This window comes from Afifella aestuarii, from assembly GCF_004023665.1.
Taxonomy (GTDB): Bacteria; Pseudomonadota; Alphaproteobacteria; order Rhizobiales; family Afifellaceae; genus Afifella; species Afifella aestuarii.
This window is the reverse complement of sequence record NZ_SAUF01000005.1, coordinates 186,563-206,567: the sequence shown is the minus strand read 5'-3', so window position 1 is coordinate 206,567 and position 20,005 is coordinate 186,563. Positions and strand designations below refer to the sequence as shown.

Sequence of the window (20,005 nt, the reverse complement as noted above, 5' to 3'; positions counted from 1 at the left end):
AAAAATCCAGTAGTTATACGCCGATCTTAACGTGGCGACTGGGAACCATCCCCGGTCATGTCCGCAGAGATGTAACCTCTGGCGCGCACCTCCGACTTGCTACGCCGAGGCGGTCGGTACTACCTCCAGGTACGTGCGGCGAAATGCACAGCGCCACTCCTCGGTAAGGCACTCTCGAGGACCTCGCTGCAGACAAGTGACTTTCATCTCTTTGGTGCGCGAACGCTTCGTGGCCCGGGCCTGAGAAGAATACACCGCAACGTTGCCCCCGCGGCTCGATCCAAGTTGGAGGTCGTCCCGACCGATCGGTACGGATCAGTTCATGAACGCTGTCATTTCCCGGAAGAACAGATCATCAGCGGCCCCGTCTAAGATCATCAAGCCGGGCTAGCTTGCACGCTTTCATTATAGAGCCGCGTGTCTAGTTCGACGACGATTTGCAGCTTCACTGACGATCTGTGCAAGTTCCTCTTCCTTGAGCCGCGATTTAACGATGACGCGTACAGAGCGTTCATCTACCTCCGGCATGTCGCGAGAACCAACCATCACGACCGGAAGGTCGGGGCAGCGTCTCGAGACCTCATCAAGCAAGTCCAACCCAGATCCATCCGGCAGGGTTTCCTCTACGATAAGAAGGTCAAAGTGCTGTTCAGCCAGTTGCTGGCGCGCCTCTGCAACGGTGGACGCGCGCGAGAGCTCCAGGCTCTCTTTCAAAAGAGCGGAGAGGATCGCGAAAAAGTCGGCATCTTCCTCAACATGCAGCGCACGCGGCAGGTTCGAGCCGCTCTGCGGTGCCTCAGCTCCAGCCTCGTCGTTCGCGTCAACCGTCGTCCGGTCCGTCGCCTTTTCTGCTGCACCCGTCGATAGCGGCAAAGCAACTGTAAATTCGGCACCGGAATCCGGCCGATTGCGATAGGAGATCGAGCCGTTCATCTGCTCGATGATCTGTCGCGAGATGTGCAGGCCGAGGCCGGTGCCGCCCTGCTGCCTGGTGGCGGAGGAATCAGCCTGGCTGAAACGGTTGAAGATCTTGCCCGCGAATTCCGGAGGCACACCCGCTCCTTCATCGGCGACGGAAATGCGCACCGTCTCGCCGCTCTTGGCGATGGAAACCTCCACGGTTCCCCCGGAAGGGGAGAACTTTGCGGCATTCGACAGGAGATTAGAGAAAACCTGCTGCAGCCTCCTCGCATCGACCTCGACGGCATAAAGGCCGTCCGCGTGCACGACGGGCGTCACATCAAATTTCTCGAAATACGCCTGGTTCGCTTCGACCGACTGCCTGACGAGTTCGTTCAGATCTTCCACGCGTCGATCGAACTGCATCGCGCCTGAGGCGATCTTCTCCAGGTCGAGGATGTCGTTGACGAGTTCAACCAGCCGTTCGCAGTTCTTCAGTGCGATTGTGAGAAGATGCGAGATCTTTGGACCGAGCTGCGCCTCTGCCGAGCCAAGAACCAGCCCGAGAGAGCCGCGAATGGAGGTCAGCGGCGTGCGAAGTTCGTGACTGACGGTCGCGATGAATTCGCTCTTCGCTCGCTCCGCCTCCTTTCGGGCATCGATATCCTGGAACTGGGCGACGAAGTAGCCATGCCGGGTCTGGTGGTCCTCCACGCGCGACAGACCGAAGAGACACCAGATCGAGCGCCCGTTCTTGGCGACGAAGCGACGCTCGGCCTGCTGGGTGGCAGCGACACCGTCGAGCATCTTGCGCAGCTGTCCGGACGCCGGTCTGTCGTCGGGATGGATCACGCTGGCGAAATCGAGATGCTCGAACTCCTCCGGCTCGTATTGCAGAAGCGTGCACAGCGTTTCGTTGACCTGCATCCATCGCCCGTCGTCACTGATCAGCGCCATGCCGACAGGTGCGTTCTCAAGTGCCAGGCGGAATCGTTCCTCGCTCTCGCGCAGCGCGAGCTCCGTCTCTTTGAGGTGCGTAATGTCCGTTTGCGTGCCGATCATGCGCATCGCTCGACCGGTCTTGTCGCGTTCGATGCCGATCGCCTCCGAGCGCAACCAGATCCAACGGCCGTCTCTGTGACGAATGCGATATTCCGTCAGGGAGCGGGCAGCTCGGCCCTCGATACATGCCGCGTCGGCCTTCTCCACCGCGGCGCGATCGTCGGGATGCACCCGCCGTCTCCATTCCTCCTGCGGGTCGATATCTTCGTCCTCGCCGAAGCCAAGCATCGCCCGCCATCTGCCCGAGACGACGGAGCGGCCGGTTTTGAGATCGATATCAAAGACACCGATGGCCGCCGCCTCAATCGCCTGCTGCAGGCGCTGCTCGCTGATTGCCAGTTCGCGCGCCACCTTTTGCTGCAGTGTCACATCGCTGATGATCAGCGTGTGGCGCAGGTCGCCTGCCTCTGTGCGCCACTCGTTCTTTTGCAGCGTCAGGAAAAGCTCCTCGCCATTGCGGTTCCGCGTCTCGACAAGCCGGCTGACTTCTCCCTGCTTCTGCGCACTTGCCGCGTCCTCTTTCGACCCGGGAAACAGCGTGGCGATCGTCTGCCCGTCCAATTCGTCCGCCCCATAGCCGAAGATCAGCTCCGTTGCCGGATTGACGGAACGAATGATGCCGCCTTCGTCGAGCACGATCACACCGGCAAGAGCCGTATCGACGATCGAACGGTTCTGCTGCTCGCGCGCGGCGATCTCCCGCGTCTTCAATTCGACCGTCTGCTGGATCGCCTCTTCGCGGCGCGCATAAGACAACAAGAGCACGCCGAAGAGGAGGGACAAGGAAAGTCCCGCCGCCAGGACAATCCCTGGCTCTTTCGACGCCGCCGTCGCTTCAAAGGCGGGCGTGCTCTTCCAGACGACGGTCCATGTCTTCTCCATCACAGACAGCACTTTGCTGACCTGGAACGCAGGATTGTGTGCGTTGCCTTCAGAGCTTGAATAGATCAACTGCTCAGGATCGGCCGTTCCGCCATCATAGACACTGAGGTTCAAGCGCGTGCCCTGGCTGGCCGTCAGACTGTCCATGAAACGCGGCGCGATAAAAGGCGCATAAACCCAGCCACGGAACGCATCCCGCCTCTGCGCCATGGTCTCAAGAGGTGCGGAGGCCTCATAAAGGGGGCGAAGCAACAAGAAACCGGCGCTTTTCGTTTCGTCTTGCACAAGGAAGATCCGACCCGTGATCGTCGCACGCCCGGTGTCGCGCGCATGGACGGCCGCGGTACGACGGTTCTGCTCAAACGCGATATCGAGCCCGAACGCCTTCGCGTTCGTCGCAAGAGGCTCGATAAAGGTGATCACGAACATCTCGCGATCCGTGGAAGGCTCGGGCTTGATCGTCAGACTGGTTTCGCCGGGCGTTGTGTGCTCGATCAAAAACGTCTGCAGCTCGCCAGGCATGACCGGCTCGATGAACCCAACGCCGTTGATCCCGGGTAGATTCGCCTCGAGACCGAATTCGCTGACGAAAGCCCTCCATTCCGTCTGCGAAACGTAGCTGGAGCCGCTGAAAAGCCCCGCTCCAGCGTCCAGCGCCTGCTTGTAAGCGTCCAGCCGGTGCAGAAGTGCTTGTTCGCTGTCTCCCGCCAGTGCCTTGAACGAGGTCAGCCCTTGTTCGAACGCCGCTTCGTTGGTGAACTTCCATGCGTAGAACGTCAATCCGAGGGGAACCAGCAGCGCCACAAGGCCCAGCCTGCTGACCCGGGCGAGCGGGCGTCCGCGGTATCGGGCACTCCACGGGCGCAAAGGGCTGATCATAGCCAGGGGTAGGACAAGCAGGATGCCCGCAACATCCCCGATCCACCATGTGATCCAATTGGAAAGGGCCGCCGATCCCTCGGTGATACCGGCCCCCATAAGGCTCGCTACGCCGACGCTCGCACCAATGAGACACGGCAAAAGTGCCGCGCGCAGGATAAACGGAATGAAATCTCGCATCCCATCCAAGGCGAGCGGCATCCCGAAGCGCCGCCGAAGAAGTTGGACAGCGAGAAGCGACTGCACCGTCGACCCCGTGGCGATGCAAGCAGCAACCCCCAGAGCTGACCAGTCGGGCCCCTGTGCACCGAAAGCGTTTCCGATGACGGCATTAACCGCAAATGCCCCCAGAAACACGCCGGGCCATAGCCGGTGACCATAAAATAAAAGAGCAGAAACCGCGATTCCCGATGCCGGCCAGATCAACGTCGCATAGCCTGGCGGTACGGCCAGACGCAGGCCGAGCCAGCCAAAAAGCCCATAAAGGACGGCCGTAGCAGCCGCGCGATAAAAGTCGGTTCGAGACATAAGTCGCAGATTTAGCATGCGCAGCTTGCGCGCCGCAGACCATACAACTCAAAGGCGATAATAGGGAATGCATCGGTAAGACGGGACTTCATCATCCCTAACGATGGGCTGGCATCCCCCTTTTGGTTCCCGATCGCCGAAAGCACGAGATCACAATTCCGGTCGCCTGGGCTCCGTACTGTTGATCGATCGGACGGAACGCACCGGCCCTATTGCCCAGAAGAAAAGAAGAGCTTCCGGGCCGCGTCGGCAAGACACCTTCCATGGCCACCGCTCGAACCCTCCTTGAAAATACATGACTGAAATCCAAAATGAGATAGAGTAACACTGCTCGATTCGGATTGGACGTTTTTACGTGATATTAAATTGAATCCGAAGAGAGCGTGCGGATGACTTTCCTTTTGAATTCGTGGAGATCCTGGACATCTGCTGCGCCCTAAAGAGGACCGTGGCTATTGAGACTTAGCTGTGAAGCGTGAGCGAGCTGAACAGATAGAGGCATATGCTGAAAACGGCGCGGATACTCTACGTTGACGACGAGCCCGACATCCGGGAAATCGCGAGCATGTCCCTGGAACTCGACCCCCAGTTGGACGTGCGCACGTGTTCCTGTGGCCAGGAAGCGCTCGAGGCTGCACGCGCGTGGCAGCCCGATCTCATTTTGCTTGATGCGATGATGCCGGGAATGGACGGGCCGCAGACGTTGGCAGCCCTAAAGGAAAAAGCCGACACGAGCGGCATCTCGGTCGTGTTCATCACCGCCCGTACGCAGACATCCGAGGTCGAGCACTTCATTAGTCTCGGGGCCATAGGCGTCATCGCCAAACCCTTCGACCCGATGAGTCTTGCGGGCGTTGTCCAACAATACCTGCAGAATGTGGATGCCTAGGCTCTGGAAAGCTGAGAGGGCGCTAGGGCTGAGGGCGGCAGTTTGCGGATTTTCCTTCGCATGCATGACAGCGGGCATCGCCATGGCCGATGAAGGACGGCCCGGAGACGGGCCGGACGCATCGATCCTCTGGCGCGAAAACGTCACGCCGTTCGCCGAAGCGCCTGCCCGCGTCGTCATCGAAGGGGTCGAAGAGGAAAACGGCTTCGAGCCGCGGTTGGCGCGTCTCATCGAAACTCCGAAGCCCGCATCGTCGGCCCCGCCGCGCATGCTCGCACTTGATAGAAACCTCCTTCGACAAATGAATATTCGCCCTTTCGGCGAGGAGGAACGCGCCGCGTCGCGGAAGAGCGGAGTTCAGCTAGAGCTGCACTGCAAGGCAGGACAAAGCCCAGCGGGCTTCGTCCTGTCTGCGCCAAATTCCCGCCTGCCGCGCGGCCTCCGCCTTGCCGCCGTCGCCAAGATTTCCGACGGGAAGGGCTTCGGATTGTCGCTTGTGCCCAAGGGAGAGGATGCGCCGGCAATACCGCAGGCGAAGTTGCAAACCGGCAAGACTCGGCTGCCCATTCCCTTGCAGCAATCCGCAGCGGAGCCCAATCAGCCCGATGTCGTGATCACCTGCCCTGAAAGCGCAGCGACCGCGACGCTTCAGGAATTCGCCCTTGTGCCACAAGCCGAGACGGCCACTTCGGTTGCCGCAGGTCACGTCGGCACATGGATCTGGGACATCGACCCCTTTCTCCAGGATCCGGATGCGCTGCTTGCTTTCGCGCGCAACGAGCAACTGAGCGAGCTCTATCTTCAGCTGCCGCTTCCCATCGAATCTCAGTCGCAGATGGCGGCATTGGAGCGGCTGCACGACACCCTGACCGCGGAAGGCATCGCGGTCATCGCCGTGGAAGGCGATCCGGAGATGGTCCTTCCTTCCGGCAGACAGAATGCGCTCTCGCGCCTTCGGGCGCTCCGCGAGATCGAGCAGAAGATCCCGCTGACCGCCCTGCAATATGACATCGAGCCCTACCTCCTGCCCGCTTTGGCGCGCGATCTCCCTGCGGCCTGGGCCGCGTGGACGGAGACGATACGCGCCCTGTCGCGGGCCTGGGATGGCCCCGTGGGCGTGGTTCTGCCGTTCTGGATGCTGGAGTCGAAAGACGGGCTGAAGGCTCTCGATCATGCCGCGGCTTCCCTCGCCGCTGTCACGGTCATGGCCTACCGCACCGACATCAATGAAATCGTCGCGATCAGCGAGCCTTGGCTGGCCTGGGGTGGCCGCTCCGGCGTGCCGATCCGAATTGCCGTGGAAAACGGCCCCCTTGAGCAGGAGATCCACAAGGTCTACCTGAGGGCGAAAGAGGGGACGCTGCGACTCGCGTCTGACGGGAACCACGCTTCGGCAGAGCTGCTTACTGCACCCGTACCGGAGAGGTCCGATGCCCCCGTCTACCGTTTCAGCCACGAGGTACGGGTGGACATGGCGCGCATCAGCTTCCTCAACGACACAAACAAACTTACGTCCGCACGTGCGCATCTGAAGCATCTTTTTCCTGCCTGGCCGGCCTTTGCCGGCCTCGCGATCCACGACTTGCAACAAGCGCAACGCGAGGGACCGGAACAGGCAAGGATTCCCGAGCAATGAGCTCCCCGCCACTCATCCTCATCTGCGACGACGACCCGCTCCTCATCGAGCTCATGGAGTTCCGTCTTCGCGCCAAGGGTTATGCCGTCACAACCGCCACCGATGGCGAAGAAGCCTTCGCGAAAGTGTCCTCCGAACGGCCATCGATCGTCGTCCTCGACGCTATGATGCCCAAGCTCGATGGCTTCGATGTCCTCAACCGCATCAAGCAGGATCCCGAGCTGAAGGACATCCCCGTCGTGATGCTCACTGCGCGCAAAAACGAGCGCGACATCGTCTCGGCGCTGGAGCGTGGCGCCGAAGACTATCTCGTGAAGCCCTTCATTCCCGATGAATTGATGGCGCGTTTGTCGAAGCTGATCGCCAGGCAGCCCCCGAGGGCCTGATGCCGGTCGTCGCCCCGCCCCATGCCGTGCTGCTTGGCCTCCTGCTGGCCTTTTGCAGCGTGGCACCGGCCAGGGCGCAAGCCCCTGAAACGCTTTACGAGGAAGGCGTCCGCTACCGGCTCGAAGGCCGCTTCGACGACGCGGAACGCCTGCTCCAGGAGGCCTTGAGCGAACAGCCCGAAAATGTCGACGCGCTGGTGCAGCTCGGATTCGTTCAACTCGCCCAGGGAAAGAACGAGGATGCGCGGGGGACGTTCGAACGCGTGCTCGTTCTGTCGCCGAATTACGAGGACGCACGCTACGGTCTCGCCCAGCTCGCCTTCCGAAACGGCAACCTCGACGACGCGGAAAACCTCACAAACCAGGTTCTGGCGGCGCAGCCGGAAAATGCCGACGCGCAGGCGCTCGCCGACAACGTCGCACGCGCCCGCGAGGCGCAAAAGACCAGCGCCACATCGCCCCCAGAGGCTGTGCCTACAGTACCCGCGCCTCCCGAACCCGCTCCCGCAAAACCGACCCCCGAAGAGATCGCACAGGCAAAGCGCGAACGCCTCGCCGGTCTCATCGCCGAAGGCACACGGCTTCGGCTCGATGGCCGGTTCGCTGCCGCCGAAACACGCTATCGCAAGGCCCTGTCGCTCGCGCCCGAGGATGCCGACATCCTGGTGGCGCTCGGGCTCGTGACCGCGAACCAGGACAAGCTGGCGGAGGCGCGCAAGTTCTTCGGACGCGCGCTCAGACTCGCGCCCTCCTATACAGATGCCAGGCTCGGTCTCGCTCGGCTTGCCCTGCGCGCCGACGACACCGCCGAAGCACGGCGCCTTGCCGAGGAGGCAAAAGTGCGCGAGCCGGAGAGCATCGAGACGGAGCTTCTCCTCGCCCGCATCGACATCGCGGAGGGCGATCTCACGTCGGCGGATGCGCGCTACGAGGCGCTCGCCCGGCGCACCAACGACAACGCCGAGGTTATGGTCGGCCTCGGCGATACACGATTTCGGCAATGGCGCTTCGACGAGGCACGGGCCGCCTATAGGCGGGCGCATGAGATCGCACCCGGCGATCCTGTAACGGCGGGCCGACTTGAGCGCGAGCCACCGAAGCGCTGGCGCTTCACAGCGGGAAGTGAATACAGCGCCCTCACCGAGAACCGGCCGCACTGGACCGACAGCGTCGCGGTGCTCTCCTACCGCCTCTCTCCCGCCGCGACGGTGACAGGAGAGACCCGGCTCGCCACCCGCAACAATTCGACCGACCTACAGATCGGCGCGCGCATCGATTACGCCTTTTCCGACGCCTTTGCCGCCAATGCCTCGGTCGCTGCAACGCCGCGCGCCGATTTTCTGGCGCGCGTCTCGCTGGGCGCCGGCATGGCCTGGCGCATCGCCGAAAATGGCCCGAACGGCGGCCCGCTCTTTCTGGAAATGCAGACGCGTCATGAATTTTTCGCGGACAGCGAAGTCACCTCCCTCTTCCCCGCGATCAAGGCAGCTATCGTCGACGAACGTCTCACCTTCAAGGTCACGTGGGTGCATGCCCGCGACGACGACAGCACCGTCTCGAACGGCTACATCCTGCGCACCGATCTTGCTGCCACAGACAGGTTTCGGCTCTTCGCCGGCTATGCCGACGCCCCTGAAATTTCGGAAGGCAGTTTGTTTGACACCCGCACATTGTTCGGCGGCGTCTCCTTCGATCCGGTGGATTGGGTAACGATCAACGCCGCCATCGCACACGAGCGGCGTGACGCATTCGAGCGCAACAGCCTCGCCCTTAACTTCTCGACCCGGTTCTAGGCGATGCTTTACGGAATCTGGAACCTCTCCATCGCGCTTGCACTCGCATCGATTTTAATCTTGCTGGGCCTGATCGTTCTGCGTATCGCCGATATGCGTCTTGCCGCGCGTCGTGCCGCACAACGCAAGCGCTTCGTCGGCGCCTTGATCCGCTTTTCCGCGGACGAAGACGAAGCCTCGCTAAGGCAGGTCATAGCGGAAACTCCGAAGCGCATCTTAGTCGATGCGGGCTTCGAGTTCCTCGCAATGCTCCGCGGCGACGAGCGCGCCCGCATCGAAGAGGTCTTCGCCGAGGCAGGCGTGCCGGATTACATTCGCCGCCGCCTGCGGCGTGCCAACGAGGCAGAGCGTATCTTTGCCGCCGAAACTCTGGCAGCCTTTCCAAGCGAGGCGACGATCGCAGCGCTCAACCGGTCGCTCGGAGATCGGGCACGAGAGGTGCGGCTCGCCGCGGCGATCTCTCTCAATCGCCTGGGCAGAACACCGTCGCTTGCCGAGCTGATGGCCACAATCGGCGAACGTGGCCAGCGCTCCCGCCGTCTCGTTGAATTGCTGCGCACCTTCCCACTGGAAAAAGCCCCAGAGCTCGTCGAATTCGCGGCACGCGAGGACGCCTCCTCCTTCTCCCGCGCCGCGGCGATCGAGGCGCTCTCCCATATCGGCGATCCGCAATTCATGCCCTTCTTCTCGCGCCTCGCCGCCGACGCGAAACCGGAAGTCGCCGCCGCGGCGGTCCGCGGACTTGGCCGCTTCGGCCACCCTTCGGTCCTGCCCACAGTGCTCGCAGCGACAAAGAATGGTGACTGGCAGGTGCGCTACGAAGCGGCCGAAGTGGCGGCTGCCTTCCCGTCGCAGGAGATGATCGAGCCTCTGGCTGCGCTGCTCAGCGATGCGGAATGGTCCGTTCGCTATGCCGCAGCGAAGGGGCTGAAGAATCTCGGCGCGGCTGGGCGCGACAGGCTTCTCGCCTTCGCCACGGGAACGGCCTCCCGTGGCCAGCGCACCGCCTCCATGGTGCTCCAAGAGGGAAGCCGGGCATGAGCGACTTCGTCCTCGCCGATGTCCTCCTCCAGGCGACGCGCGTCATCGCCTGGTTCGTCATCGCATCGGGGCTCGCCCAGTCCGCCGTCTATCTGTTCCAGCTCGTCGTCGCCGGCGCGACCTTTTACCAGCGGCCACCCGTCGCGCGCTCTTCGCTCCTCTGGCATCGATACAGTGATGTGGCCCCGCCGATCGCCCTCATCGTGCCCGCCTACAACGAGCAGCTCAACATCGTCTCGACCGTCTATTCACTGCTCTCGATCGAATATCCAAGCTACGAGGTCATCGTCGTCAACGATGGCTCCAAGGACGAAACCCTGTCACGTCTGCGTGAGACCTTCGACATGAGGGAGTTCGAGCGCCCACACGACGACGCCCTCCCCCACGCACCCATCCGCAACATTTACAGCTCACGCAACAGCGACAGGCTTTTCGTCATCGACAAGGAGAATGGCGGGAAGGCAGATGCCCAGAATGCCGGCATCAATCTCTGCCGTGCGCCGCTGTTTTGTGTCGTTGATGGCGATTCCATCGTCGAACCTGATGCGCTGATGCGGGTGGCACAACCCTTCATCGACGACCCGAACCGCACGATCGGCGTCGGCGGGACGATCCGCATCGCCAACAACTCCCTCGTCGATGCCGGGCGGATCACTGACGTGCGTCTGCCCAAACGTCTTCTGCCGCTCTTCCAGGTGGTAGAGTATATCCGCGCCTTCCTGATGGCACGCGTGGCCTGGAGCCGTATCAACACGCTGATGCTGGTCTCCGGCGCCTTTGGAGTCTTTCGACGCCGCGAGGTGATCGACGTCGGCGGCTATACGCCGGGCTCGATGGGGGAAGATCTCGATCTCGTCATCAAGCTGCACCGCAGCATGATCGAGAAGAAACGGAAGTACCGCATCACTTTCGTTCCCGAGCCCGTATGCTGGACAGAAGCTCCCGAAACCTTGTCGGTGCTCGGGCGGCAACGTGCGCGCTGGCAACGCGGTGCTCTGGAGTGCTTCTTCCGCTATCGCCACATGGCCTTCAATCCGCGCTATGGTCGGATCGGATTTCTGGGTTTCGGCCAGATGTTTATCGTCGACGTTTTGGGCCCTGTGGTCGAAGTTCTCGGCTATATTCTTATGCCGACCTTCTATTTCCTCGGAGGTTTGTCGCTCGAATACCTCCTCGCCTATACGGCCCTCGTTTTCGTCTTCGGGGTTTTCATCAGCGTCGGATCGCTGGTGTTGGAAGAAATCGAGCTGAAACGCTTTCCGACACCCCGGAGCCTCTTCATCCTAGCGATGGCAGCGATAATTGAGAATTTCGGCTATCGTCAGATCAATAATTACTGGCGGCTGAAGGGATTGTGGCAGTATCTACGATCCGACAACAGCTGGGGTGAAATGACCCGCATCGGCTTTCAGTCACGCTCCCCTTGAGACGCTCACTGGAAGCCGAGTTGACGCCGCCCAACAGACTGGGTCTGCATCAATCGGCAGGATGCCTCGTTTTTGCAAGTTCTTCACACAGGTCGTCATAGGCGCCGGAGACGACTTCTCGCTCGGCGGCTTCCAGGCCAAGCAGGTCTTCGAGCGCTGATGCCCGATCGCTGACGGCAGGAAAACCAAAGGTACCGCCGGCCCCGGCTAAACCATGGGCGAGCGAAATAATCTGCGGAATATCCTCGATGGCATGCGGACTGAGCTGCCTGAGGCGCGCGAGATCACTCCCACAACGCTCGGCGAAACGCTTCTTGAGAGGCAGCAACGGATCGTCTTGCACGAAGGTCCCCTTTGAAATTGGCCGAAGTCTCCAGACTTCCTGAGCGACGCCTCTGCAAGCTATCGCAGTGCTTCAACGGAACATATTCAGTTGGCGTATTTCTGTTTGATCAGAAGCGTCACATCCGGTCACCTATCCTTCCGCATAGGCGGACCTGATCTCTTGCTTTGTGGTGAAATAAGCGAGGCTTCGATAAAAAAAGACAACCAAGCAAACTCGACGAGGGACAGGACATGTCGATCGGCACCATTATGACGAAGCTGAAACTGTTCATGGCCGGCCTTGCGATCCTCGCCGGATTGGCGACCGTATGGTCGGTTGGGCTGGAGCCGGACCCCGCCAGGGCTGCCCGGCTGGGGGCTACGCCCACAGGGGACGTCATTCTGCGGATCTATGGCAAAATCAACGCGACCAATGTCGGCGATGAGGCGCACTTCGACCTCGACATGCTGAAAGAGATGCCTGCGACGACATTCAAAACCAGCACGATCTGGACAGAAGGCGTGAACAGCTTCACCGGCGTGAGCCTTGAAGACCTTCTAGACGCGGTCGAGGCGCAGGGTGGAACACTTCGCGCAACGGCTATCAACGATTACGCGGTTCAGCTGCCGGTGTCGGATGCCACGTCGTCTGGCCCCATGGTCGCCTATGAAATGAACGGCAAGCCGATGTCGCGCCGTGGCAAAGGCCCCTTGTGGATCATCTATCCATTTGATCAGAATTCGCAATTTCAATCCGAAACAATATATTCACGCAGCATATGGCAGCTTGACCGCATTGAGGTGATCAACTGAGTTGCCCAATGTGACCCATGAATAAAAGAAATGGAAAACCCGCCGGGCATGGCGGAGCACTTCGAAACGGACTCGCAGCGACCGTCCTAATTGCGGCCGCTGCGCTTCTCGTCTTTCTGGGTTTGCAGGTATCGCAGGAACTAAAAGAGTTACGCAACGCTCCGCGCGATAACGTGCAATGGACGGTCGCGCAGCTCGAAGTCGAACTGCTAAGGCTCCTGCGGTCCATCGAGGGTGGCAGCGGGGCCGGCGACATTGATGAACTCCGAAAGCGTTTCGACGTTTTCTACAGCCGCGTCTCGACGATCGAGACCAGCAACATGTTCTCCGAGCTGCGCACGGCGGAAAACGCCGATGCCGCTCTTCTCCGTATACAAACGACGCTGGACGACCTCGTTCCCGTCATAGACGGGCCGGATGAAATTCTCCGCGAACGTCGCGCCGAACTGGTCGCCCCCCTGGCGCAACTGCGTTCCACCGTACGCACGCTCTCCCTTAAGAGTGTCGATCTATTCGCCCGCCTGTCTGACGAGCGCCGCCAGGCCTTTACGCTCCTCCTCATTCAGACGGCCGTCGTCGCAGGGCTTCTCATCATTGCCCTTGCGGGAACGCTCCTGGTGCTCTGGCGGCAATACGGTATCTCGATGTCGCGAGCAGGCGAGCTCGCGCGTAGCAGCCAGCGTTACGCCAACACCATCAACGCCTCTCTCGACGCCATCATCGTCGCCGACGCCTCGGGGACCATTCTCGACTTCAATCCTGCGGCGGAGCGTGCGTTCGGCTATTCACGACACGCCGCACTTGGCCGCAACATTTCGAGCCTGATCGCACCGGGCGAGCCTTATGGCACCGGTGACACCTTCATCAAACGCCATTTGCGCTCGTCCGCCAAGAAACCACTCGGACAGGACCGCATCGAGCTCCAGGCGATCCGCGCCAATGGCGACAAGTTTCCGGCCGAGCTGTCTCTGGGCATCGCGAGCGAGAGCGAAAACCCGACCTTTATCGCCTATATGCGCGACATCTCCGATCGGCACCGCACCCGCCAGGAGCTTTTGTACGCCCGAGACCGCGCTCTGGCGGCAGCTGAAGCAAAATCGCAATTTCTTGCCGTGATGAGCCATGAAATGCGCACGCCGCTCAACGGCATCCTCGGTGTACTCGATCTCATCCACGGCACCGACCTTACCGACAAGCAGAGCCAGTACGTGGAAACGGCGATCGCATCGGGTGAGCTTTTACGCGACCAGATCGACGACGTCCTCGACCTTTCGAGCCTGGAAGCCGGCGGCTTCGAGCTGAGACCGGTTGCCTTCGAGCTTGGCCACCTCTTGCACGAGATCGTCGATCTGCATGCACTGGCCGCGGAAACGCGCGGCAATCATCTCGTAGTCAGCCTCGCCTTCGAAACGCTCGGCGTTAAGGCCGATCGCCGCCGCATCCGCCAGATCCTCATCAACCTCGTATCAAATGCCGTCAAATTCACCAAGAACGGCATCATCACGCTCGAAGCCCGCGAAATCTCCCAGGCCGACGGACAGGTTCTTGTCGAACTGACAGTGTCCGACACCGGCAGCGGCATAGCCCCCGCCAACATCGATCGGATCTTCGAAGACTTCGTAACTCTCGACCCCTCGTTCAAGCGAACGACCGGCGGAACCGGCCTCGGCCTGGCGATCTGCCGACGCATGGCCGGAGCAATGGGTGGCGAGATCGGCGTTGAAAGCACACTCGGCCAGGGCAGCCGTTTCTGGGTTCACCTTCCGATGTTGCCGGCAAGCAGCGAAGAGCTCGAGGCGAGCCCGGTGGAAGACGTGAGGGAGTATGACTTCGACGGCAAAGCTGGTCTCAATGTCCTCGTGGTGGAAGACAATCCCACCAACCGCTTCGTGGCGCGCGAGATGCTCGTCAAGGCCGGCTGCCGGGTCCGGGAAGCGGAGAACGGCGAAGTCGGTGTCGCCGTGGCCAACGAAGAAGCCTTCGACGTCATATTGATGGATATCAGCATGCCGGTGCTCGACGGCCTTGGTGCGACGCGCCGCATTCGCTCGGGTGACGGGCCATCCAGCGACACGCCGATCATCGGCCTGACCGCGCATGTCTTTCCCGAAGAACAGGGGAAACTCCGCAAGGCCGGGATGCAGGACACGCTCATCAAACCGCTTCGCCTGCAACAGCTCAACGCCGCCCTCGCCCCCCTCCTGAAGGAACGGCCGGTCGCGAGGGAGCTGTCGAGCCGAGAACGGGCGAAGGCGATCCTAAATACGGATTCTGACGGGATTTCGGAGGAACCGGAACTGCTCGACGAAACCGTCGTGCAGGATCTGAAAGATGTCCTGCCTCAGCAGAAGCTGGCACATCACATGGACAAGTTCTGCCACGAGCTTGCCGTTATCAGATCGAGCCTGGAGGGCGCGCGCCAGGACGAAACCTTCATGCAAATTCGCCAGGTCGCTCACCAGCTAGCGGGCTCAGCGGCGCTCTTTGGTGCCCTCAAGCTGCGCGAGGTGCTGCTCGAAATCGAAGAAGTGGGCTTCCAGAAGAACGCGGAGCCTCTATCAGACCTCATTGACGAAGCTGAAGCCCTTGGTCGGCAGACAGCAGCGGCGCTCAAACCGCACCGCACTGCTGCCTGATCTGGCAAGGGCGCTTCAGCGGGCACACCGCCAATCACCACCGTCGCTCGTATCGGAATCAATTGAGCAAAAGCGCTGCAGAGGTCGAGACGGTGCCGAAGCCTTTCGCGAGCTCGATCACGTTGGTCAGATTGCTGTCATAGCACGCAAGCGCGTCGCCCGGCATGATGTAGGGATCGTATTCGTCGCGATCGGCACGCTGCAGCATATCCTCCAGGCTGCGCTCGATGACGATCGATTCGCCCGTCATCGGATTGCGGGTGAACAGGATCGCCGTGCGGTGGGCGTTCGTCCATCTCGCGCCGCCGATGCAGTTCATGCCGGCAACCGCCTGAATGAAGCGCGTCCCGTAGCGCAATTCCCGCGCATCCTTGCCAATTGCCGAGAGTGCATTCGCGTTCGCCGGCTGCGAGAGATTCGACATGAAGACCGTCACACCGGGCGCGGTGATGGAGGACGGCACCATGAGCTCTTCCTGGAAACAGCCTCGGCTCGGCACATAGATCTGGTCGCCTTCAAGCAGCAGCACGTCGGAATACGCGAACCCCAAGACCGCGCCGCGCACATCCGCCGAAATGGTCTTGCCTGCTCGTTGGATCTTGACGTTGGAAAGATCGGCATCCGGCCGCACGCCTCCCGCCGCCTGCAAAGCGGTGGACAGACGGCGGCCCCGTGCCACCGCTCCGAGCGCCGCCTGGCGGGCAGTATCCACGTCATCGCCACTCACGCCACCGATGGTCACGGCCATCGGGTCGAAAACGGCACCGGCCACATAGACGCGCGCCGAGGCCACGTCCGCCAGCCGCACCGAAACCCGCGGCGCTTCCTTGTAGAAATCTTCCGTCACAAGGGCGCGCGCAAGGCTTGCCTCGACGCTCTCCACGCTTCGGCCGATCGCCGGTATCGGTTTTAGATAAGGAAGCTTTAGGGTCCCGTCCTGCGACACCTCATATGAACCGGTGAAGGTCTCATCTTCGGCGACATGCACGTTGACGAGATCCCCGGGAGAAAGCCTCTCGTCATCGCGCAGGACGGTCGACACCTGATGGCTGACAGGAGACACGCTCCCAAGAGTACATTTCTTCTGGTTGAGATATGCGGAAGCCGAGCGTGGCAACTGCTGAGAAGTGGGAGCAGCGCGATACTGCGCTTGATAGCTCAGCCCCTCCGCAACCGCTTCGCGGTTGCTGATGGAATGCATCTGATCGCAGCCGGCAATAACAAACGCCCAGCCCAAGGCGGCAAGCGCCTGAACCAAGGTATGCAGGCGCTTTATCTTTGCCGGACAGTTCATCAACGGTTATCCCATAATTCAACGACTGGCTGCATAATGGTGGTCAATCTTCCATTTTTGGTGAATCTTTTGAACCCATTCAGTGGCTCCGCGAGCTACTCAAAAGGATAGGTCGCCTCATCGTCTGAGCGCGCTCCTACGCTAGCGCACGCGATACGAAACGCTGCGCCTCGCGTACAAGCAGCGCCAGGACAACAGCCGTTCTTGGCGAGCGGAACAAAGGCACTCAAGCATCATGGCACTTGCGATCAAAGCATTGATGGGACGGATCAAAGGCTCGTCACTGACGGGTGGCCTAGCGGCCTATGGTGCGTCCGAAGTGGTGTCGAAGCTCTCCCGCCTCGGTGTGGTCGTTGTTCTCGCCCGCTACATGGACCCGCTCAGCATTGGTCTGGCGGCGGGTGCGTTCGCCACCTCCGATATTCTCAAGAGCCTGACGGAGAACGGCGTCGGCCAGCGCATCATCGCCGCCCGTCAAGACGAGCTGGAATCGACCTGCCGCACGGCCCACAGGATCTTCTGGGTCTGGTGCCTCGGGCTCTTCGGTCTGCAGCTCGCACTCGCTGGTGCCGTCAGCGGGGTGTCCGGCAACTGGCTCGGCTTCGCGCTCATCGCGGTCATCGCCGGTGAATACCTGTTCATGCCGGGCGGGCTGACCCAGTGCGCCCTCGCCATGCGCGAAGGCAAGTTTAAACAGACGGCCGCCATAGCCGGCGGCCAGGTCGTCGCCGGCAACATCCTCACCGTTCTTCTCGTCCTTGTCTGGCCGCATCCGCTGGCGATCGTGCTGCCGCGCCTGTTGACCGCACCGATCTGGCTGATCGCCATGCGCCGCCTGCGCCCCTGGCGTCCTGCCGATGTGGCGGCGGCTCCGCTGCGGCCGTTCGTTCGCTTCGGCAGCGCCGTCATCGGCATCGAGTTCCTCAAGGCCGTGCGCATGCAGGGCGACAAGCTGATCGTCGGCGGCCTTCTCGGCGCCGATGCGCTTGGCATCTACTTCTTCGCCGTCAATGCCGGCCTCGGCATCACCACCTCGTTCAGCACGGCGCTGTCGACCGTCCTCTTCCCCTATATCTGCCGCAGCGAGAACCGCGACCGCGCCCTCGGCCACGCCTTCGCACTGTCCATGGCCATCATCGTTCCGGTTGCAATCGCCCAGTCACTCCTCGCCCCCTATTACGTCCCGGTCCTCTTCGGCGCCGAATGGGCAGATATGGCGCCACTCGTTGCAATCCTCTGCCTGGCGGCGATCCCGACCGTTCTGTGGTCGGCCTCGGCCCAATGGCTGCGGACCGGCGGCCGTGCCGGCACCGAGTTCACCTACTCGCTGGCGATTGGCGCAACCGTCCTCGTCTCCACCGCCGTCGCCGCTTCTTACGGCCTCACCGCGGTCGCCTGGACCGTGCTCGCGGCGATGACGGCCTCACAGGTCGTCGCATCCGCCCCGGCAATCCTGGCGGCCCTGCGCGCCAGCATCGGCTTCGTCCCAACCCTTTCTGCTCAGAGGTGCTGACATGACCGCTCCGTTGTTTTCCGTGATCATCCCCTGCTGGAACGCTGAAAAGACCATCGCCGCGACGCTCCGCTCGGTCCTTGATCAGACGCTTGCCGACTGGGAAGTGATCGTCATCGACGACGGCTCCACCGACGGGTCGGCCGAGATCCTGGCCGAATTTGCCGCCCGAGATCGGCGCATAACCTACCGCACGGTTGAGAACGGCGGCCCGAGCCGCGCCCGCAATCTCGGTGCCATCGAGCTCGCCAAGGGCCGTTACATTGCTTTCCTCGACGCCGACGATCTCTGGGCTGCCGACAAGCTCGAAATCATGGCAGCGCGGTTCGCGGAAGATATCGCGGTGCAGGCGCTCTATGCCGACGTCGCCTTCTTCACGAACGTGCCGGAAGACGCCCAGTCCCGCACAAATGTGCGGCGGGATCAGCTCTTCCTGAGGGATGTGCTCGCCGAAAACCCCTTCTGCACGACCTCCAACCTGGTAGTGGAGCGCAAGGCCTTTGCGGCGACCGGCGGCTTCGACGAAACCATCGTTTATGGCGAGGACCTGGAATGGCTGGTGCGCTTCGTCGCCATGTCCGGCGTCATCGAAGGCGTCGACCAGACGCTCGTCTATTACCGCAACACGCCGGGGAGCCTGTCTTCCAACATCGAGGCCATGGCCACCGCCTGGCAGTCACGTCTTGCAACGCTTCGCAAGATGCAGATCGGGCTTGCCGAAAAGGACCTCCGCGCCGCCGAGGCGCAGCATCTGCGCTACCTTGCCCGCCGGGCCCTGCGCTCAGAAGGATCGCGTTTCACCCCCATGCGCTTCGCGCTGCGCGGCGTTTGGACGAGCCCGGTTTCCTTCTTCAACAATCCCCGGCGCGGCCTCCTGACACTCGCGGCTGCCTGCGCCCTTCCCTTCTTCCCGCAATCGGCCGGACGGCCGGCCTGCTTTCAGTAGATCACGACACCGGCTTCCGAGGAGCAACGACCATGAACATGACCCCGCCCCCCATCGCCAGCGTCGTCGTGCCCGCGTATAATTGCGAGGCGACGATCGCCGAGACCCTGCGCTCGATCCTCAACCAGACCTTCTCCGATCTTGAGCTGATCGTCGTGGACGACGGTTCGACCGACTCTACGGTCGAAATCGTCAATGGCTTTACCGACGAACGCATCCGGCTCATCAGTCAGAAGAACCGGGGCCTTGCCGGCGCCCACAATACCGGCATCTACCATGCACGCGGCCGCTACATTGGCTTCTGCGATGCCGACGACCTGTGGCTGCCGGAAAAGCTGGAGCTGCACGTCGCCCATCTGGAAACGAATCCAGACGTCGGCATCAGCTTCTCCGCCTCCGCCATGATCGACCAGCATGGCCGCCGCCTTGGTATCAGCCAAAAGCCGAAGCTTCGCGGCATCACCGCCGCCGACGTCTTCAAGCGCAACCCGATCGGCAATGGCAGCACGCCGGTCATGCGCCGCACGGCTCTCGATGCGATCGCCTTCCGTCCCGCCGGTGAAGAAGAGCGCGACTGGTGGTTCGACGAGAATTTCCGTCAGTCGGACGACATCGAGGGGTGGCTGCGCTTCATCCTCTCCTCCGACTGGCTGATCGAAGGCATTCCGGGCGACCTCACACTCTACCGCATCCACACCGGCGCCCTCTCCGCCAATGTCGAAGCGCAATACGACACCTGGTGCCGGATGAAGGACAAAATCGCCGCCATCTCGCCGATGCTTGTGCGCCGCCATGGCGCTGCGGCGACCGCCTACCAGCTGCGCTACCTCGCCCGTCGCGCTGTCTCCTCCCGAGACGGAAAGCGTGCTGCCAGGTTCATGCGCCGCTCGATCTGGGCGTCTCGCCGCCCTCTGCGGGAAGAGCCGATCAAAACGATGGTGACGTGGAGCGCCGCAGAGCTTCTGAGCCTTTTCGGGCGCGGCATCTACAACCGCGTCGAGGCGCGCCTTCTTTCGTCCAAGGCAGGCTGATTTTACAATCGGGGGGAGCAAGTCC

14 protein-coding genes are annotated in these 20,005 nt (G+C 61.7%); 11 read left to right on the top strand and 3 right to left on the bottom strand.

Going from position 1 to position 20,005, the window contains the following annotated elements:
* Positions 1 to 405: 405 nt before the first annotated feature.
* Complete coding sequence (locus EO094_RS15110; protein ID WP_164879686.1) at positions 406 to 4,251, bottom strand: PAS domain S-box protein; 3,846 nt, start codon at positions 4,249 to 4,251, stop codon at positions 406 to 408.
* 502 nt (positions 4,252 to 4,753) lie between these two features.
* Between EO094_RS15110 and EO094_RS15105 the strand changes: the two genes are divergently transcribed.
* From EO094_RS15105 to EO094_RS15080, 6 genes are all read left to right on the top strand, one after another.
* Positions 4,754 to 5,140, top strand: a complete 387-nt coding sequence (locus tag EO094_RS15105; RefSeq protein ID WP_128293762.1) for a response regulator — start codon at positions 4,754 to 4,756, stop codon at positions 5,138 to 5,140.
* Between the two features lie 217 nt (positions 5,141 to 5,357).
* Entirely contained in the window at positions 5,358 to 6,776 is a 1,419-nt protein-coding gene (locus tag EO094_RS15100; protein WP_164879685.1) for a hypothetical protein, read from the top strand.
* Positions 6,773 to 7,162 (top strand): response regulator transcription factor, encoded by a 390-nt coding sequence (locus EO094_RS15095; RefSeq protein WP_092813831.1) that lies wholly within the window; start codon positions 6,773 to 6,775, stop codon positions 7,160 to 7,162. Before EO094_RS15100 ends, EO094_RS15095 begins: the two co-directional genes overlap by 4 nt.
* Entirely contained in the window at positions 7,162 to 8,955 is a 1,794-nt protein-coding gene (locus tag EO094_RS15090; RefSeq protein ID WP_128293760.1) for a tetratricopeptide repeat protein, read from the top strand. The genes EO094_RS15095 and EO094_RS15090 overlap by 1 nt, the downstream gene beginning before the upstream one ends.
* 3 nt (positions 8,956 to 8,958) lie before the next feature.
* Complete coding sequence (locus tag EO094_RS15085; RefSeq protein WP_128293759.1) at positions 8,959 to 9,996, top strand: HEAT repeat domain-containing protein; 1,038 nt, start codon at positions 8,959 to 8,961, stop codon at positions 9,994 to 9,996.
* Positions 9,993 to 11,423 (top strand): glycosyltransferase family 2 protein, encoded by a 1,431-nt coding sequence (locus tag EO094_RS15080; protein WP_128293758.1) that lies wholly within the window; start codon positions 9,993 to 9,995, stop codon positions 11,421 to 11,423. Before EO094_RS15085 ends, EO094_RS15080 begins: the two co-directional genes overlap by 4 nt.
* Positions 11,424 to 11,472: 49 nt before the next feature.
* On the opposite strand, the gene EO094_RS15075 is transcribed toward EO094_RS15080, so the two are convergent.
* Positions 11,473 to 11,766: an Hpt domain-containing protein gene (locus EO094_RS15075; protein ID WP_164879684.1), complete on the bottom strand. Its 294-nt coding sequence runs from the start codon at positions 11,764 to 11,766 to the stop codon at positions 11,473 to 11,475.
* A gap of 233 nt (positions 11,767 to 11,999) precedes the next feature.
* On the opposite strand from EO094_RS15075, the gene EO094_RS15070 reads away from it, so the two are divergent.
* Together EO094_RS15070 and EO094_RS15065 are read left to right on the top strand one after the other, a co-directional pair.
* A complete protein-coding gene (locus EO094_RS15070) occupies positions 12,000 to 12,560 on the top strand; it encodes a putative pterin-binding protein (RefSeq protein WP_205649942.1) in 561 nt (186 codons plus the stop codon).
* 17 nt (positions 12,561 to 12,577) lie between these two features.
* Positions 12,578 to 15,196 carry a hybrid sensor histidine kinase/response regulator gene (locus tag EO094_RS15065; RefSeq protein ID WP_128293756.1) on the top strand — a complete coding sequence of 873 codons (2,619 nt, stop codon included), beginning with the start codon at positions 12,578 to 12,580 and terminating at the stop codon, positions 15,194 to 15,196.
* A 58-nt stretch (positions 15,197 to 15,254) separates the two neighbouring features.
* On the opposite strand, the gene EO094_RS15060 is transcribed toward EO094_RS15065, so the two are convergent.
* Positions 15,255 to 16,259: a polysaccharide biosynthesis/export family protein gene (locus EO094_RS15060; RefSeq protein WP_205649941.1), complete on the bottom strand. Its 1,005-nt coding sequence runs from the start codon at positions 16,257 to 16,259 to the stop codon at positions 15,255 to 15,257.
* 466 nt (positions 16,260 to 16,725) lie between these two features.
* On the opposite strand from EO094_RS15060, the gene EO094_RS15055 reads away from it, so the two are divergent.
* Genes EO094_RS15055 through EO094_RS15045 form a run of 3 tightly spaced genes read left to right on the top strand, consistent with a single transcriptional unit; the run spans position 16,726 to position 19,980 of the window.
* Positions 16,726 to 18,003, top strand: a complete 1,278-nt coding sequence (locus tag EO094_RS15055; protein ID WP_205649940.1) for an oligosaccharide flippase family protein — start codon at positions 16,726 to 16,728, stop codon at positions 18,001 to 18,003.
* 1 nt (position 18,004) lies between these two features.
* Positions 18,005 to 18,949 carry a glycosyltransferase family 2 protein gene (locus EO094_RS15050; protein WP_128293755.1) on the top strand — a complete coding sequence of 315 codons (945 nt, stop codon included), beginning with the start codon at positions 18,005 to 18,007 and terminating at the stop codon, positions 18,947 to 18,949.
* Positions 18,950 to 18,987: 38 nt separating this feature from the next.
* Positions 18,988 to 19,980 carry a glycosyltransferase family 2 protein gene (locus tag EO094_RS15045; RefSeq protein ID WP_128294281.1) on the top strand — a complete coding sequence of 331 codons (993 nt, stop codon included), beginning with the start codon at positions 18,988 to 18,990 and terminating at the stop codon, positions 19,978 to 19,980.
* Positions 19,981 to 20,005 lie beyond the last annotated feature (25 nt).